Origin of the sequence: Algihabitans sp. (assembly GCF_965226985.1) — a bacterium.
Taxonomy (GTDB): Bacteria; Pseudomonadota; Alphaproteobacteria; order Kiloniellales; family DSM-21159; genus Algihabitans.
Map to the genome: position 1 here is coordinate 1,545,107 of NZ_OZ245712.1, position 14,966 is coordinate 1,560,072.

Annotated in this window: 14 protein-coding genes and 1 pseudogene; 5 read left to right on the forward strand and 10 right to left on the reverse strand. The window is 62.0% G+C overall.

The genetic code is table 11. The features are described from left to right. Position 1: 1 nt before the first annotated feature. The 3 genes from ACO054_RS07085 to ACO054_RS07095 form a co-directional block, all read right to left on the reverse strand. Positions 2 to 1,501, reverse strand: a complete 1,500-nt coding sequence (locus ACO054_RS07085) for a tripartite tricarboxylate transporter permease (RefSeq protein ID WP_421709736.1) — start codon at positions 1,499 to 1,501, stop codon at positions 2 to 4. Positions 1,502 to 1,505: 4 nt separating this feature from the next. Beyond that, a complete protein-coding gene (locus ACO054_RS07090) occupies positions 1,506 to 1,985 on the reverse strand; it encodes a tripartite tricarboxylate transporter TctB family protein (RefSeq protein WP_421709737.1) in 480 nt (159 codons plus the stop codon). 93 nt (positions 1,986 to 2,078) lie between these two features. Further along, positions 2,079 to 3,047 carry a Bug family tripartite tricarboxylate transporter substrate binding protein gene (locus tag ACO054_RS07095; protein WP_421709738.1) on the reverse strand — a complete coding sequence of 323 codons (969 nt, stop codon included), beginning with the start codon at positions 3,045 to 3,047 and terminating at the stop codon, positions 2,079 to 2,081. A gap of 358 nt (positions 3,048 to 3,405) precedes the next feature. Here ACO054_RS07095 and ACO054_RS07100 point away from each other — a divergent pair, with 358 nt between their 5' ends. Then, positions 3,406 to 3,651 (forward strand): hypothetical protein, encoded by a 246-nt coding sequence (locus ACO054_RS07100; protein ID WP_421709739.1) that lies wholly within the window; start codon positions 3,406 to 3,408, stop codon positions 3,649 to 3,651. A gap of 63 nt (positions 3,652 to 3,714) precedes the next feature. On the opposite strand, the gene ACO054_RS07105 is transcribed toward ACO054_RS07100, so the two are convergent. Further along, on the reverse strand, positions 3,715 to 5,694 hold the full coding sequence (locus tag ACO054_RS07105; RefSeq protein ID WP_421709740.1) for a methyl-accepting chemotaxis protein: 1,980 nt from the start codon (positions 5,692 to 5,694) through the stop codon (positions 3,715 to 3,717). Positions 5,695 to 6,130: 436 nt separating this feature from the next. Between ACO054_RS07105 and ACO054_RS07110 the strand changes: the two genes are divergently transcribed. Further along, positions 6,131 to 6,643, forward strand: coding sequence for a hypothetical protein (locus ACO054_RS07110; RefSeq protein ID WP_421709741.1), 513 nt, complete (start codon positions 6,131 to 6,133; stop codon positions 6,641 to 6,643). Positions 6,644 to 6,756: 113 nt separating this feature from the next. On the opposite strand, the gene ACO054_RS07115 is transcribed toward ACO054_RS07110, so the two are convergent. From ACO054_RS07115 to ACO054_RS07140, 6 genes are all read right to left on the reverse strand, one after another. Beyond that, a complete protein-coding gene (locus tag ACO054_RS07115; protein ID WP_421709742.1) occupies positions 6,757 to 7,383 on the reverse strand; it encodes a hypothetical protein in 627 nt (208 codons plus the stop codon). A gap of 257 nt (positions 7,384 to 7,640) precedes the next feature. After that, complete coding sequence (locus ACO054_RS07120; protein ID WP_421709743.1) at positions 7,641 to 8,540, reverse strand: isocitrate lyase/PEP mutase family protein; 900 nt, start codon at positions 8,538 to 8,540, stop codon at positions 7,641 to 7,643. 2 nt (positions 8,541 to 8,542) lie between these two features. Next, a complete protein-coding gene (locus ACO054_RS07125) occupies positions 8,543 to 10,069 on the reverse strand; it encodes a tripartite tricarboxylate transporter permease (RefSeq protein ID WP_421709744.1) in 1,527 nt (508 codons plus the stop codon). Positions 10,070 to 10,073: 4 nt separating this feature from the next. Further along, a complete protein-coding gene (locus ACO054_RS07130; RefSeq protein WP_421709745.1) occupies positions 10,074 to 10,520 on the reverse strand; it encodes a tripartite tricarboxylate transporter TctB family protein in 447 nt (148 codons plus the stop codon). After that, complete coding sequence (locus ACO054_RS07135; protein WP_421709746.1) at positions 10,520 to 10,864, reverse strand: hypothetical protein; 345 nt, start codon at positions 10,862 to 10,864, stop codon at positions 10,520 to 10,522. Before ACO054_RS07135 ends, ACO054_RS07130 begins: the two co-directional genes overlap by 1 nt. After that, on the reverse strand, positions 10,861 to 11,496 hold the full coding sequence (locus ACO054_RS07140; protein WP_421709747.1) for a tripartite tricarboxylate transporter substrate-binding protein: 636 nt from the start codon (positions 11,494 to 11,496) through the stop codon (positions 10,861 to 10,863). The genes ACO054_RS07135 and ACO054_RS07140 overlap by 4 nt, the downstream gene beginning before the upstream one ends. Before the next feature lie 206 nt (positions 11,497 to 11,702). Here ACO054_RS07140 and ACO054_RS07145 point away from each other — a divergent pair. From ACO054_RS07145 to ACO054_RS07155, 3 genes and pseudogenes are all read left to right on the forward strand, one after another. Next, positions 11,703 to 11,980: pseudogene (locus ACO054_RS07145) on the forward strand (response regulator transcription factor); the annotation flags it as partial. Between the two features lie 42 nt (positions 11,981 to 12,022). After that, positions 12,023 to 12,385, forward strand: a complete 363-nt coding sequence (locus ACO054_RS07150) for a winged helix-turn-helix domain-containing protein (protein ID WP_421710344.1) — start codon at positions 12,023 to 12,025, stop codon at positions 12,383 to 12,385. After that, complete coding sequence (locus tag ACO054_RS07155; protein ID WP_421709748.1) at positions 12,382 to 14,922, forward strand: extracellular solute-binding protein; 2,541 nt, start codon at positions 12,382 to 12,384, stop codon at positions 14,920 to 14,922. The genes ACO054_RS07150 and ACO054_RS07155 overlap by 4 nt, the downstream gene beginning before the upstream one ends. Positions 14,923 to 14,966: the final 44 nt, after the last annotated feature.

The window sequence follows — 14,966 nt, forward strand, 5'->3', positions numbered from 1 at the left end:
GTTATTCTCCCGTCGACTTGAGAGGATCGCGCTGTATGAAGAACCGCCGCCAGAGGGCGGGTCCGAAAAGCGCCAGGAAGGTCAGGGCGAAGAATAGGAGACAAAGGGGACGCGTCAGCATCAGCCACCACTGGTCGTCGAGCATGATCAGAGACTGACCTAAGCGCTTTTCCAGGATCCCGCCCAGAATCAGCCCGATGGCCAAGGGCACCACCGAATAGCCGAAGCGCCGCATGAAGTACCCCAGGAAGCCCGCGCCGATGGCGATCCAGATATCGAGGAAGGACTGGTCCAGGGCATAGGCCCCGACGATCGAGAAGGTGAAGACGATCGGCCAGAGCACCTGAACCGGCACGAGGGTGATGCGCGCGAAGACTTTCGCGCCGAACAGCCCGACGAAGATGAAGAGGAGGTTCACGAAAAGCATCGCCCAGAAGATTGCGAAAGCGAAGTCGGCCTGCTCCGTGAACATGGTCGGCCCAGGCTGCAGCCCGTGGATCATCAGGCCCGCGAGGATCACAGCCGCCGTGGGACTACCCGGTATGCCGAGCGCGAGGGTCGGCACCATCGCCCCGCCGGTGGCGGAGTTGTTCGCCGCCTCAGACCCCGCGATGCCTTCGATGGCGCCCTTTCCGAATTCCTCCGGCGTCTTCGACCAGCGCCGTGCCTCGTTGTAGCCGATCATCGAGGCGACCGTGGCCCCCTCGGCCGGCAGAATGCCGATGAAGGTGCCGATGCCCGAGGAGCGCAGGATGGTCTTCCAGACCTTACGGTAGTCGTCCCGGCTCGGCAGGCGGACGGCTTTCATCATGACCCTGCGGCGCTCGACCGTCAGCCGCTCTGCCTGCACCAGCAGTTCGGAGATGCCGAAGAGACCGATCATGACAGGCACGAAGCCGACTCCCTCGGTCAGCTCAGACATGCCGTAGGTGAAGCGCTCCACCGTGGTGAGCAGGTCCTTGCCGACCGTGGCTACCAGCACCCCCAGTGCGCCGGCGATCAGGTTCTTGACGGGTGAGCCGTCGCCGATGGTGGCCAGCATCGACAGGCCGAAGATCGTCAGGGCGAAGTACTCGGGCGGTGCGAAGTTGTAGGCGGCGCCCGCCATCAAGGGGGCGGCCGCCATCAAGCACAAAACCGAGACGATCCCGCCGAAGGTCGAGGAGACGGTCGCCATGCCAAGCGCGCGGCCGGCTTCACCCCGCTGAGCTAAGGGGTAGCCGTCGAGACAGGTGGTGGCGCTGGCGGAGGTCCCCGGTGTGTTGATCAGGATCGCCGTGATCGCGCCGGCGAAGGTGGCGGCGCAGTAGATCGTCGTCAGGATCGCGATGGCGGGGATCGGGTCCATCGTAATGGTGAAGGGCAGCAGGAGCGCCGCACCGGTCGTGGCGTTGAGCCCCGGCAGCGCGCCGATGATCACACCGGCGAGCGTTGCCGCGAAGATGAGAACGAGAAGCTCGGGATCGGCGATCGCCACCAGGCCTGCGATGAGCGGTTCCATGCGATCACCCGTACCAGACGTTGGTCAGCAGACCGCGCGGGAAGCGTACTTCGAACACCTGATCGAACAGGAAGAAGACGAGTGCTGGGGCGACCACGGCCACCAGCAGCAGGGCCCAGGGTCGCCGCTCGCCCCACAGCAGGGTGAGACAGAGCGCGAAGGCGCCTAGGCCAAGGAACAGATCGATGGGCGCCAGAAGGGCGAAGACCAGGAAGAGGCCCATCGTCTTCCAAACGCTGGACGGCACGCCGGTCGACTCTTCGGCCGCCGCCTGTCTTTCCGACGGTGCATCGTCGGCGCCTGTCACAGCACGGTAGATCAGGAGCCCGCTAAGCCCGACGATCAGAAACAGGACGAGTTGCGGAAAGTCGGCAGGCTGCATCCCGCGCAATAGGATGGGCGGGACCCGGTCGAACTGCGTGGTCTGCCAGTAGGCCAGGCCGCAAAAGAGGATCAGGGCGATTGGAACACCCAGTTTGGACATCCGAGGAGTCTCCGCAGGAAGGGGGATGCTTCTGGACGGCATCGCGCGAAGCGCGCGGGGCAACCGTCTCGCCCCGCGCGCTTCGTTCCCGCGTTACTCGATGAAGCCAAGCTCGCGTAGGGCCGCGTCCATATCCCCCGACATCGAGGTGATCTGCGTACCCCAGACCTCCGAGCCCGCGACCGAACTGGCATCGAGACCGGCGGAGTCCAGGAAGGCCTGATAGACCGGGTGGTTCATCGCCTCCAGCAGCGCCTCCTCCAGACGCGTGGCGACATCGTCAGGCGTATCGGCATGCACGACGAAGCCGCGCACGGTGGAGAAGTTGGCGTCGATCCCCAGATCCTGCGCGGTCGCAACATCGGGCAGGGCGGGCATGCGCTCCGGCGCCATCACGACGATCGGGCAGACTTCGCCCGCGTCGATCTGCGAGCCGGCCTCGGCGAGATTGAGCACTGCGACGTCGACCGCGCCTGCGATCAGCTGGGTTGCCAGCTCTCCGCCACCTTCGAAGGGTAGGATCTGCGGCGTCGCCAGTCCGCCGTTGCGGGCGAACATGAAGGCTGAGACATCGTCGATGCCGCCCAGGTGGGTGGTGCCGTAGGTCAGGCCTTCCTCGCGCTGGGCCTCGACGAAGGCCTCTGCGGAGTCGTAGACGCCGCAGCGTACCATCAGGATCTGCGGATCGTCCGTGGCCCGGGCGATCGGGCGGATATCGGACAGCTCCATCTCGGTGTTGCCCAGGGCCATCGTGGCTGCGTGGCCGATGGTGTAGGTCAGGACGCTGTGCCCGTCCGGGTCCAGCGTCAGGTAGTAGTCCATGGCCGTCGCGCCGCCGCCGCCGCGACGGTTCACCACCACCATGTCGGTGTCGAGTGCCCGCCGCGCCCGGATCATCATCATCCGCGTCGTGACATCGGTCCCACCGCCGTTTCCGGCATGGGTGACGACCTCGATCGTGCGGCTTGGAAAGTCGTCGGCGCTGGCCGGGAAAGCGAAGGTGCCGAGCAGTGCGGCGCCGACCAAAAGCGACCGCGTCAGCGGCCTGTCGAACTGAACCATGTTTTCCTCCCATTGGCGCAGCCACCTTGTGGAGCTGCCTCTTTGTTATTTTGGTATGCCATAATGACAATTTATGTGCAATTGCGATCTCGGGGGATCAATTTCGAGAAAGGAAAGCGGCATCAACCGGAGGGACGGGGCTCCGGAAGGGCCCTATTCCAACTCTGGTTTCGCAGGATGTCGGGAGACGAGGAGGGGAGAGGCGCCTTGCTTCACGGAGCAAACGGGCGGTCCCGACCAGTTGATTCGGGAAGCTCTCTAAAGACGTACGAGGACGCCTTTGCGCACTCTCATAAAGAGTATTTTAACCACCAGGGATTGAAAGCAGAGCGACACCCGAATGCGGAGGACATCACGCATGCTCTATCTCATCGCGCTCTTCTTTCCCTTCGTCAGCCTCCTGTTGGTCCGCAAGCCGGTTCAGGCGACGATCAGCCTTCTGCTCCACCTGCTGGCCGCCTTCCTCTTCGTGACGGTCATTGCGAGCTGGCTCGGCTTCATCCTCTTCACCGCGCTCGTGCTGCACGCCTTCTTCGTGGTCCATGGCGCGCAGGCGGACCGACGCGCCGAGCGTATCGCCGAGGCGGTGCGGCGTAGCGATTGACCCGTTTCATCGCAGTCGCACCCTTGATGACCGTGAGGCAGGGAGAACGAGCTTCAACTAGCCTCAGGCAGCCTTGACCGAATTCAAGAAGGCTTCGATCTCGCCGCGAAGCTTATCGGATTGCGTTGTGAGATCCGAGGCGAGGGTTGTTACTTGGTTCGAAGCCTGATTGGTTTCATCGGTAGCAGCATCCACTTCCGAGATGTTGTCTGTCACCTCCGTGGTGCCCCTGGATGCTTCCTGCACATTCTTTGAAATTTCACGCGTGGCACTACCTTGTTTCTCGACAGCGCTCGAGATGGCCGTTGCGATCTCGGCTATCTGCTCGATTGTCCCGTTGACAAGTTCGATCGCTGTCACGGCCTGCTCTGTGGAGTTTTGCATTGCCGCGATCTGCTGGCTGATTTCTTCGGTGGCCTTGGCGGTCTGGGTCGCCAGGGACTTGACCTCGCCGGCCACGACCGCGAATCCTTTGCCTGCATCTCCTGCGCGCGCTGCTTCGATGGTCGCGTTGAGAGCCAACAGGTTGGTCTGTTCGGCAATATCCTGGATTAGATTGACCACGTCGCCGATCTTGTCGGCGGCAGAGGCCAAGGTCTGCATTGTCTCGCTGGTTCGGCTTGCCTCTTGCTTGGCTTGGAGAGAGATGTCAGTCGACTGAGTAACCTGTCGTCCGATCTCTGCAATTGCGCTGTGCAATTCCTCCGAGGCTGCGGCGACTGTCTTGACGTTCGATGATGCGGCGGCGGCGGCTTTCGCAGCAGAACTGGATCGTTGGCTCGTCTTCGTTGCTGTACTGGTCATCGCTTTGGCTGTGTCATCCAGTTGCGATGAAGCCGAAGCTACAGACTCGAGCACTTGGCCAACCACGGCGTCGAAGTTGTCGATCATCGTCTGAGTAGACTGTGCCCGTCTTTCCTGCGCTGCTCGCTGCTCGTTCTGTTCAGCTTCCAACCGTTCGCGCTCGATGCTGTTTTCCTTGAACACAAGAACGGCCCGAGCGATGTCGCCAACCTCATCCTGACCCTCCACGGATGGGATGTCTTGGCTGGTGTCGCCTTTTGCGAGCGCCACCATCACCTGAGTCATGGTCTGTAAAGGCCGGCTAATACTGCGGCCGATCAAGAGACCGAGAACGACGGCAGATGCCAGAATCGCCAATCCAAACGCCAAGAAAACGACGCGGACCAGAGTGCGCGTCGCTTCGAGGGAAGCCTCCGCTGAAGCCAGCCCTTCGGCCGCGACCGCGAAGGTGCGATCAAAGTCATCCTGCATGCGAGCGAAGATTTGACTCAATACTGGGGTTTCATTCTCTAATAGAAGATAGACTTCGGCCCAGGCATGAAAGCCCTTTTGATAATCGTCCATCAGGGAAGATACATCTTCCTTGAAAGAGCTGGACAGCGGGGCTGAAGCAAGAAGCGTGTCGAATTCCTGGCGCCGCTCGTCGATCCGGCCAATGTACTTTTCTGCACCGCGCAGCATGAAGTCTTTCTCGTGGCGACGCATCATCAACATCTTGATGGTTAGGGCTTCGAGTTCCGCGTCTTTAAGCTTGGTCTCGACCGCGTGTACGGCAGATCGAAGGGTGCCCTGGAGCCCGCTTTTCTCATCGAGACCAAGTCTCTCGTGCAGAGCGACAACTTTTTGAAGCTGTTCCGCATGTTCGGTAACGCCGCTCTGTAGGCGGTCCAATTCTTCTCGAATTGGCGCGGCAACGCCCATGTTCGCCATCTCATTCAACGAGCTGAGGACCTTGGCTGTGTCTTGCATATACCGGTCGGCATATTTCAGATCGCGCCGGAGAAGAAAGTCTTTCTCGCGCCGCCGCATTTGCAGAGCGCCATTTTCGACCTGCTGCGCTGACCGAGCCAACTGGCCGTGCTCTGCCTGAGCGTCAAAGGCCCGTTGCATAGTAAAATCGCCAAACAGGTACGCTGCCCCCAAGATCATGACCGAGGCGATGCTCAATGCTGCAAGCATCGATACGCGAAACGACACCCGAAAGCGGGCTAGCATGTTCTGAAGACGAGAGGCGATCATGGTGTATTCCCTGGACTCTAAACCGAGACGGCGGCTGATTTCTATTTAGAGTAGATTTTCTATACATTTCAATCGTAGTAAAATAGAACAAAAGAGATAAAAAATCATGAATTACACTCGGTAATTCAAGTAAGAGCGCAGATTTTGATCGCTGTAGAGCGTTCTTTTGGGTCACATCGCCGAGACGGTCATGGAATCGGTGTCACCAGCACAAACGATTTCAACGCTGAGGCTAGGGTGGCTTTTGTGGATAACAGGAGCAGATTTGACGCGGAAGGCGCCCAAGCAGCCAAGACACGCCGCCGTATTTTTGACATGGCCGTCGCCGATCGGATGCTGGTTGCGCCGGCACGCATTTGCCCTTCCCTGGTGTAGGTCGCGTTGAAGTGAAAGACGGTGCCTATGCCTGGGTGCCAGAGGAATGGCGCCTGGGGTAATGTCCGAGGACTTCAAAAAAAACGCCTGCCGTGGCTCGTTGCGGCAGGCCATCAACGCAAGGTGTCGGCCGGAAAAGACCATGAACACGCTTGATACAGTCACGAAAGACATCGTCGATCTGCATGTTTTCTTTGTCGATTGGTTTACAGGCGCGGCTGCGCGAAGCGATCTTGAAGAGCGCTTTTTGCAGCGAATGGACCCCGGTGTGACCTTCATTTCGCCTGAGGGCGAAACGCTCACACGCGACATGCTAAAGCAAGGATTTGAGCAAGGTTATGGACGGAACCCAGACTTTCGCATTCAAATCCGTGACGTAGATGTGCGTTGGGAAAGGGATGACCTGGTGCTCGCGACCTATACCGAATGGCAAATTGGTGCTTCGGGTGCTGATGCAAAAAATGCACGTATCAGCAGCGTATTGATGCAGATGTCCAAGCCGCCTGTTTGGTTGCATATTCAGGAGACTTGGTTGCCGAAAGGTCTGGTTGAGGCCTCAGCCTTCGATATCTGATCAAAACACTGCACGTGATGGCTACGCCACAGGCGCAGTGGCGTTGTTTCGAATTTTGGGCCTTAGGAAGAATAATGGCGCCCTATATCAGAATAGGGCGCTCAAAAATCTGGTTAGGTCAAAGCTTCAAATGCGCGCTGGAATTCCTTCGCGTCATAAATCCCGGTAATCGCCCCACGATTTTGACCCTCGTTGTCGTACACCACAGATGTTGGGAAAAAAGACACCCCCAAAGATCGAGCCTTTTTGTAGCTTGCAGCGACCGGAGGGAGCATATCCGTTGCGCCAACGATGGCATCGGTGTCGAGCTGCGGCAGATCAAGATTTTTGCACAGTGCGTCGTATGTGTCTGCTCGGTTCAGATCGTTCCCGTTTATGAAGTGAGCCTCCAGCAGGCAGTGGACAAATCTCAATACCCCGGCCTTATCGGTCAGCTTTTGCATTTGTAGTGCTGCCAGGCTAGGCGGAGCCGAGGTGCTAAGTGGCGTTTCTTCCTGCCGCATCATGTCAAAGAATGCATCGCCAAGGGCCTGACCCGTGGTCGCTGTCATGCGTGGGGCAGCCCCAGTAATATAGCCCAACATATTCCCATAAGGGCCGACGCGATCACCGGTGACGAGCCCCCCGGGAACCACGTCGATCTCGACCTCGGGGTTCGTCTCTGCGAAGGCGCGCAGCGTTGGGACGAAGCCAAAACACCAGCCGCACAGGGGATCGTAGACATAAGTTAGTCTTGCCATGATCTAGGCCTCCTTGGGCCACGCCGCGATATGGTCAGCGGCGGACGTAAGCGTGACGCCAAAGAGGCTTTACGTCGGTATAGCCTGGGACGCCCGAATGTGTTGGGGAAAACTCAGTTCAGCTTTTGCTGTCCCAGTTCAGACAATTAAATCCTCCTACAGCAGCGAGGCAATGTCAGAGCCCCACCGATATTTCACCATAATATATATTATGCGATAAATGGCAGCCGTGGCGGTCGAGCGTCGACCCGACCCACCTAGGCCGCACCATCCTCCCTCACCGCGTAGCGGGCCTCCAGCCCGTCGAGCAGCGGTTTGCCGACGAGGCGCTGCCGTTCGGTGAAGCTGGCGACCAGGCCGTCGGCTTCGGTCATGCGGCCCTCGGCCTGTAATGTCGACAGTGCCTGTTGCATGCCGGCGATGGCGCCCTGCAAGGCCGCGTTCGCGTAGAGCACCATGCCGACGCCGAGCTCTTGCAATATGGCCTGTGGGATCGGCGGGGTCTTGCCGCCGATGACCAGGTTCACGAGCTGCGGAACCGGGAGCCGCCGGACGATCTCCGCGATTTCTTCGACCTGTCGGGGTGCCTCCACGAAGGTGATGTCGGCACCGGCGGCGATGTAGCGTTCCGCCCGAGTCAGCGCGGCCTCCAGTCCCTCGGTCGCATAGGCGTCGGTGCGCGCGACGATCAGCAGGTCGCTGCTGGACCGGGCTTCGCAGGCGGCGCGCACTTTCTCGACCATCTCCGACGCCTCTACGACCGACTTGCCCTCGAAGTGTCCGCAGCGCTTGGGGGCCGCCTGGTCCTCGAGCTGGATTGCGTTGGCTCCAGCCCGCTCCAACCGCCGAACGCTGTGCCAGACGTTGACGGCGTTGCCGAAGCCGGTGTCGGCATCGACGATCAACGGCCGGTCGGTCACTTCTCGTATTGCCGCCACGTGACCGACGAGGTCGGTCAAGCCGAGAAAGGCCGCGTCGGGTAGCCCCAGATAGGCGTTGGTGACCCCTGCCCCCGTGACGTAAAGCGCTTCGAAACCCAGATCGTCCGCCACCCGAGCCGCGAGGGCGTTCATGACGCCGGGGACCAGAAAGGCTTGGCGGGCTTCTACCGTCTTGCGCAAGCGGGCGCCGGGCGTTTCGGACGTCATCTCCGACATGCTCACTCGTCCTCCTTGGTGAGCGGTGACGGGGCCCGGCGACCCGTCGCGAAGCGCTTCATAAGCAAGGGGCTGAGCGCGACGAGAGCTGCGGCGATCCAGAAGACAAGTCCAGTCGGTGTGCTGACCAAGATCGACCAGTCTCCATCGCTGATCGACAGGGCGCGCCGCAGATTGGTTTCCAGCAAAGCGCCCAGCACCAGTCCCAGGATCACCGGCGCCAGGGAGAAGCCCATTTTGCGCAGCAAATAGCCGAAGAAGCCGAGCAGGATCATGAGGAACAGATCGAAGGTCGCGCCGAACAGCGAGAATACGCCGATGAAGGTCAACACCACCATCAAAGGCACCAGATAGGCTGGCGGCACCGACAGCAGCCGAGCGAAGAGGCCGACCAGCGGCAGGTTCAGGACCAGCAAGGCGACGTTGCCGAGATACATCGACGCGATCAGACCCCAGGCGATTTCGGGTCGCTGCTCGAACATCAACGGCCCGGGGGTCACGTTGAACAGCAGCAGGGCACCAAGCAGGATCGCGGTGGTCCCGCTGCCCGGAATCCCCAGAGTCAGCATCGGCACCATCGCGCCGGCGGCAGCGGCATTGTTCGCCCCTTCTGGAGCCACCAACCCCCGTGGGTCGCCCTTGCCGAACTGTGCGTCGTCGCCCTGGGCCAGGCGCTTTTCTACACCGTAGGCGACAGCCGAGGCGATCGAAGCGCCGGTGCCGGGCAGCACGCCGATGAAGAAGCCGAGCACCGAAGCGCGGAGTAGCAGCCAGCGATAACGGAAGATCTCGGCAAGACGGACGGCACCCTTGGCCACCGGCGTCTCCGACAGCTTACGGCCAGGCCAGGCTTCGAGCATCAAGAGCGCCTCGCTGACCGCGAAGAGGCCGATCACCACCACCAGGAACTCCACGCCGTCGAAGAGGTTGGGGATCCCGAAGGTAAAGCGCATCACGCCCGTTGCGCTGTCGATCCCGATCATCGCCAGCATCAGGCCAATCAGAACGCCGATCAGCGTCTTCAGCGGCCGGGAGCCGACCAACGTGGCCAGGCAGGCAAAGGCGAAGACCATCAGCGCGACGTAGTCCTGCGGACCGAACCCGACGGCGACGCGTCCCAGCAACGGCGCGAAAACCGTCATCATGATCAGGGCCGCCGTGCCGCCGATGAAGGACGCCAGAGCCGACAACGCGAGGGCGCGACTCGCCTCCCCTCTTTTGGCCATGGGGTGACCGTCGAGTGTGGTCATAACCGCACTGGCATCGCCCGGTACGTTCAGTAGGATTGAGGAGATGCGGCCGCCGTATTCGGCCCCGTAGTAGACGCCCGCGAGCAGGATGATGGCCGATTCCGGTGGCAGACCGATCGAATAGGCCAAGGGCAGCAGGATCGCGACCCCGTTGATCGGCCCGATCCCCGGCAGAGAACCGACCAGGGTGCCGAAGAAGCAGCCCAACAACAGCAGGCCGATGTTGAGTGGGCTCAGGGCGACGGCAAAGCCCTGAGCCAGCAAAGCCAGGATGTCCATCGACCTACCCTGCGAACAGCTCGCCGGCGGGCAGATTCAGTCCCATGCCCTCGCCGGCTCCGAAATAGGCGACCACCGCCAGCAAAACTCCATAGAGAGCAGCCGGCAGAACGGAGAGGCCGAACAGGCGGCTCATTGCCGCGACGACCAAAGCCGTCGAGAGAATGAAGCCCAGCAGCTCGAACAGAGCAGCATAGACGCAGAGCAGTAGCGCACCGGCAAGCACGCGCCCTGCGGCAGCCCGGTTGTCGAACCAGGCAATGCTGTCGGGGCGGAACGCCAGCACTGCACCGCAGATCGCTAGCAGCGCTCCCAGAATGACGGGAAAGGCCTTCGGCCCCAGGGGCTCGTACTGGAACGGCACCTGAAGCCGGACGGCGGCAACGATGAAGGAGAGGGCTACGATCAGAAGGACCGCGCCGAGGGCGCGGTCCCACCAGGTGCTGCCCATTACTCGATCAGACCGGTCGAACGGGCGAGTTCACGCATTTCGACCACCGACTCCCGGACGTAGGCGTCGAGCGGCTCTCCCGCGAGATTGAATTCGAAGAGCCCCTGCTCTGCCCTGACTTTCTGGAACTCCGGGCTCTGGTAGAGAGCCTCGAACTGCGATACCCACCAATCGTAAGCCTCGTCCGAGGCTTCCTGCCCCATGTAGAAGCCGCGGAAGATCGTCCATTCGACATCATAGCCCAGCTCCTGAGCCGTCGGGAATTCGGCGAAGGGCTCCGGCAACCGCTCGGGCGCAAGAACCGCCAGGATCCGCATCGTCCCCGTTTCCAGTTCCCCCGTCATTTCGAGACGTCGCCCGGGAAGACGTCGATATGACCGCCGAGCAAGGCTGCCTTCGACTCGCCGCCGCCTTCGTAGGCGACGTAGCGCAGTTCCCGCGGATCGACACCGACCGACCCAACCAGCAAGGCGGCCTTCATCCAGTCCTGGCTGCCGATCGAGCCGCCGGCGCCGAACACCAGTCCTGAGGGGTCGTTCTGCACCGCCTCCAACAGGTCATCGAGCGTCTGGAACTCGGAATCGGCACGCACGACGATGGCGCCGAAATCCGCGCCCACGGTGGCGAGCCAGCGAGCATCGGTTTCGTCCAGGCCGACGCCGAACTTGCCCTGCGCGATGTTGAGCGTGGAACCACTCGAGAAGGCGACGATGGTGTCGGGATCGTCGATCCGGCTGGAGTTCATGTGCGCATAGGCCACGGCACCGATGCCGCCCGGCATGAAGGTCACCTCCATCGGCGAAGGCAGGAGATCGACGGCCTCCAGCGACCTCTGCGCGATTCGGCAGGTCAAATCGAACCCGCCGCCCGGCGAGGCCGGTGCGATACAGGTCGGCTGATCCGGCTCGAAAGCCTTTGCGTCGGGTGTCCATGACAGTGCGGCAAGCACAGCCGCCACCGCAAATGCAGTGCGCATCTCTCGTTTCCTCCCATTCGAACCGCTCCAACGCGTCCGGCTCGCGCTGAACGAGCGTTTGGTTTATTGCCGGACTGTGCGTCGTATCTTATGGGTAGAACCTGTCATTCACCTGTCACCGCATGCTGGAGTTGGGGCATGCTGGAGTTGGGGCATACCGAACTTAGGGCCGCCGGAGGTCCGCTTTTCAGGATGTCGGGTAAGCGATGCGCATTTTGGTTGTCGAAGACGCCGCCCGGATCGCCCAAGCGGTCACTTCCCGACTACGCGGCCAGGGCCATGCCGTAGACTGCTTGGCCTCCGGTTTGGAGGCACGAGAGGTGCTGCGGTATCAGCGCTACGATCTGATCCTGCTGGACTTGGGTCTACCCGATTGGACGGCACGGAACTTTTGGCTTGGCTCAGAAACAAAGGAGACAAGGTTCCGGTGTTGGTCGTCACCGCACGCTCCGCCGTCAGCGATCGCATTGCTGCTCTTGATCTCGGCGCCGACGATTATCTCATCAAACCTTTCGATGCCGAGGAGATGGAGGCGCGGATCCGAGCCCTTCTACGTCGTGTGCAGGGCGAGGCCGTCAACCAGACCCGGCTCGGGCGTCTCGCTCTGGATCGCGCCGCCTGCGTCGTTCGGGTCGATGGGCGCCGGCTCGACTTGCCGCAACGGGAATTTCGGGTTCTGGAGATTCTGCTGGCGGGCACCGGCAAGGTGCTGGCGAAGGAGGAGATCGCCGACCAGCTGTTCAACTTCGATGAAGCGACCGGGCTGAATGCGGTGGAGGTCTACGTCGGTCGTCTCCGCCGTCGTCTCGCCGAGGCTGAGGCGGGGATCGAAATCCGAACCCTGCGCGGCCTGGGTTATCTGATAGAGGCGGACGCGGAGACGTCATGATCGAACCCGGTGGATCCCTCAGGCGGTCACTGACCCTGCGTCTCTTGGTCCTCGCACTTGCCGGAACGGTCGTGCTCTTCACTGCGGCGCTCAGCTATAGCCAGCGCGCTGCCGATACGGCCTACGACCAAGTGCTCGCCGGGGCGGCCTTGGCAATCGCGGAAGCAGTCACGGTGGTCGATGGTGCCATCTCCGTCGATCTGCCGGTGGCCGCATTCGATATGCTCGCGCTGGCCAGAGACGATCGGGTCTTTTACCGGGTCCTGGCCCCCGACGGTTCGGTTGCGACCGGTTACGACGATCTGCCGGTCATCGGTCTGAACGATCGTCCCGGGGCCCCCCGCTTCGCCGACCGCGCCTATCGCGGCGAGACGGTTCGCTTCGTCAGCATGGGCCGACTGCTGGCCGATCCTGCGCTACAAGGCTGGGCGACGGTGCAGGTCGGGCAGACCCGTTTGACCCGCGATGCGCTGGCACGCCAGATGGCTCTGGGGTCGGTGGTACCTATCCTGGTGGTGATGGGACTGGCAATTGTTCTGGCCAGCCTGGTCGTCAGTTCCACCCTTCGCCCCTTGCGAAAACTGGAAGCCGATCTGCTGGGGCGCGAGGCGACAGACCTGCGTCCCTTGACCGGGAGCATTCCGGCGGAGGTGGTACAACTCGTCGAAGCCTTCAACCGCTTCACCGGGCGGCTCCGTCAACAGCTTGACGGCATGCGTGACTTCATCGCCGATGCGGCCCACCAGATGCGCACGCCGCTGGCAAGTCTCAAGGCAGAGATCGATCTGGCTCAGCGGCAGCCCGGCGTCTCGGCCGTCCAGGGGGAAACCTATGCCCGCTTGACTGAGACTATCGACCAGGCCAGCGGCCGGGTTAACCAACTGCTGGCCCACGCCTTCGTCGCTCACCGTTCCGAACTGATCGAATTGCAGCCGGTGGATCTAAGCCTTCTGCTTCCCGACTCATTGCGCGACATCGCCCCTCTCGCCCTGCGCGGCGGCATGGAGCTCAGCTTCGACGGTGCAGCGACCGGTGCTCTCGTGGCGGCCGATCCGATCCTGCTGCGGGAAGCTGTCCGCAATCTCATCGACAATGCGCTCAACCACGGCCGGCCTGGCGGGCGAATTGCGGTTCGCCTGACATCCGATCCGGATGCGCCGGGCGAGGTGATGATCGAGGTCGCCGACGACGGCCCGGGCATAGCGCCGGAACGCCGTGCCGCGGTAACCGAACGGTTCAACCGCCCTGCCGGCAACTCCGGATCTGGTCTTGGGCTTGCCATCGTTCGCCGAGTGGCCAAGGCCCATGGCGGAGAGTTGACGCTAGGTGAGTCCGAACTGGGCGGGCTCGCCGCACGCCTCAGTCTGCCGCGCGCCGGCGGCGCGGTTGCCGGCCCCCTTGCCCCGGATCCGTCCTCGGAAACGGGGCGGGTTCGAGCAGCCTCGGTTCGGCACGGTCGCGCGACCGCTGCCCTGCTGCTGGGCCTTCTGGCCGGGCTCGCTTTTTCGAACGACGCCCTGGCGTTTCGAGAGCTGTTTCCGGCCCCATCGGGTGGGGATCATCGCCGCCTGCTGATCCACAGCGCCACCGACTTGGCGCAGATGCGCCCCCTCATCAAAGCTTTTCAGGTTCTGCATCCGGATATCACCATCGACTATGTCGATATGAACACCAACGCCGTCTTCGCGGAGATGACGGCGGCCGAGGCCGCCGGAGAACCGACGGCCGACCTGCTGCTCTCGTCGGCCATGGATCTACAGGTCAAGCTGGTCAACGACGGGCTGGCGGCCACGCACGCGACGCCGGTCGGCGCCGAGCTGCCGGCCTGGGCACGATGGCGCAACCAACTTTTCGCCTTCACCTACGAGCCGGCGGTTATCGTCTACAACCGCGAACTGGTCCCCCAGGCGGATGTGCCTCGCAACCGCTTCGATCTCATTCAGACCCTGAGACGTGATCCCGAGCGCTACCGGGGGCGGGTGACGACTTACGACATTCTCGGCAGCGGCGTCGGGTATCTTCTGGCAACCCAGGATGGGCTGCAGTCGGGCACCTTCTCGACCCTGATCGCCAGCCTTGCCGCTGCGGAGGTGGATCTGCGTTGCTGCACCAATCAGATGCTCCACGACATAGCCCGCGGTCGCTATCTCATCGGGTATAATCTTTTAGGGTCCTATGCCCAGAACGCGCTGGCAAGCGGCGCGGCTATCGGTGTGGTCATGCCACAGGACGTCACTCTCGCTCTGTCGCGCACGGCTTTGATCTCCGCCCGGGCCGTCAATCCCGAAGAAGCCCATCTCTTCCTGGACTTCCTGATTTCCCGGGCCGGGCAGTCGGTTCTGGCGGAACAGTCCAACATGCTCGCCGTCCATCCGGCGATCAGCGGCTCTTTGGGACCGGACGGTCAAACCGGACCCTTGCGGCAGATTCAGCTGAGCCCATCGTTGCTGGTCCATCTCGATGACCATAAGCGACGCCGGTTTCTGAACGATTGGCTGGCTGTCTTGACGCCAGAGCGTTTGCCTTTGCCGGAGTAGATCTCTCACCGCCAGTGCGCTTTTCGGCACGGGGAAGTCTGCTC

Bases quoted from the DNA above. Each gene is read 5' to 3' on its own strand.
- ACO054_RS07085 (WP_421709736.1), bottom strand. From the start codon at position 1,501: ATGGAACCGCTCATCGCAGGCCTGGTGGCGATCGCCGATCCCGAGCTT.
- ACO054_RS07090 (WP_421709737.1), bottom strand. From the start codon at position 1,985: ATGTCCAAACTGGGTGTTCCAATCGCCCTGATCCTCTTTTGCGGCCTG.
- ACO054_RS07095 (WP_421709738.1), bottom strand. From the start codon at position 3,047: ATGGTTCAGTTCGACAGGCCGCTGACGCGGTCGCTTTTGGTCGGCGCC.
- ACO054_RS07100 (WP_421709739.1), top strand. From the start codon at position 3,406: ATGCTCTATCTCATCGCGCTCTTCTTTCCCTTCGTCAGCCTCCTGTTG.
- ACO054_RS07105 (WP_421709740.1), bottom strand. From the start codon at position 5,694: ATGATCGCCTCTCGTCTTCAGAACATGCTAGCCCGCTTTCGGGTGTCG.
- ACO054_RS07110 (WP_421709741.1), top strand. From the start codon at position 6,131: ATGTCCGAGGACTTCAAAAAAAACGCCTGCCGTGGCTCGTTGCGGCAG.
- ACO054_RS07115 (WP_421709742.1), bottom strand. From the start codon at position 7,383: ATGGCAAGACTAACTTATGTCTACGATCCCCTGTGCGGCTGGTGTTTT.
- ACO054_RS07120 (WP_421709743.1), bottom strand. From the start codon at position 8,540: ATGTCGGAGATGACGTCCGAAACGCCCGGCGCCCGCTTGCGCAAGACG.
- ACO054_RS07125 (WP_421709744.1), bottom strand. From the start codon at position 10,069: ATGGACATCCTGGCTTTGCTGGCTCAGGGCTTTGCCGTCGCCCTGAGC.
- ACO054_RS07130 (WP_421709745.1), bottom strand. From the start codon at position 10,520: ATGGGCAGCACCTGGTGGGACCGCGCCCTCGGCGCGGTCCTTCTGATC.
- ACO054_RS07135 (WP_421709746.1), bottom strand. From the start codon at position 10,864: ATGACGGGGGAACTGGAAACGGGGACGATGCGGATCCTGGCGGTTCTT.
- ACO054_RS07140 (WP_421709747.1), bottom strand. From the start codon at position 11,496: ATGCGCACTGCATTTGCGGTGGCGGCTGTGCTTGCCGCACTGTCATGG.
- ACO054_RS07150 (WP_421710344.1), top strand. From the start codon at position 12,023: ATGGAGGCGCGGATCCGAGCCCTTCTACGTCGTGTGCAGGGCGAGGCC.
- ACO054_RS07155 (WP_421709748.1), top strand. From the start codon at position 12,382: ATGATCGAACCCGGTGGATCCCTCAGGCGGTCACTGACCCTGCGTCTC.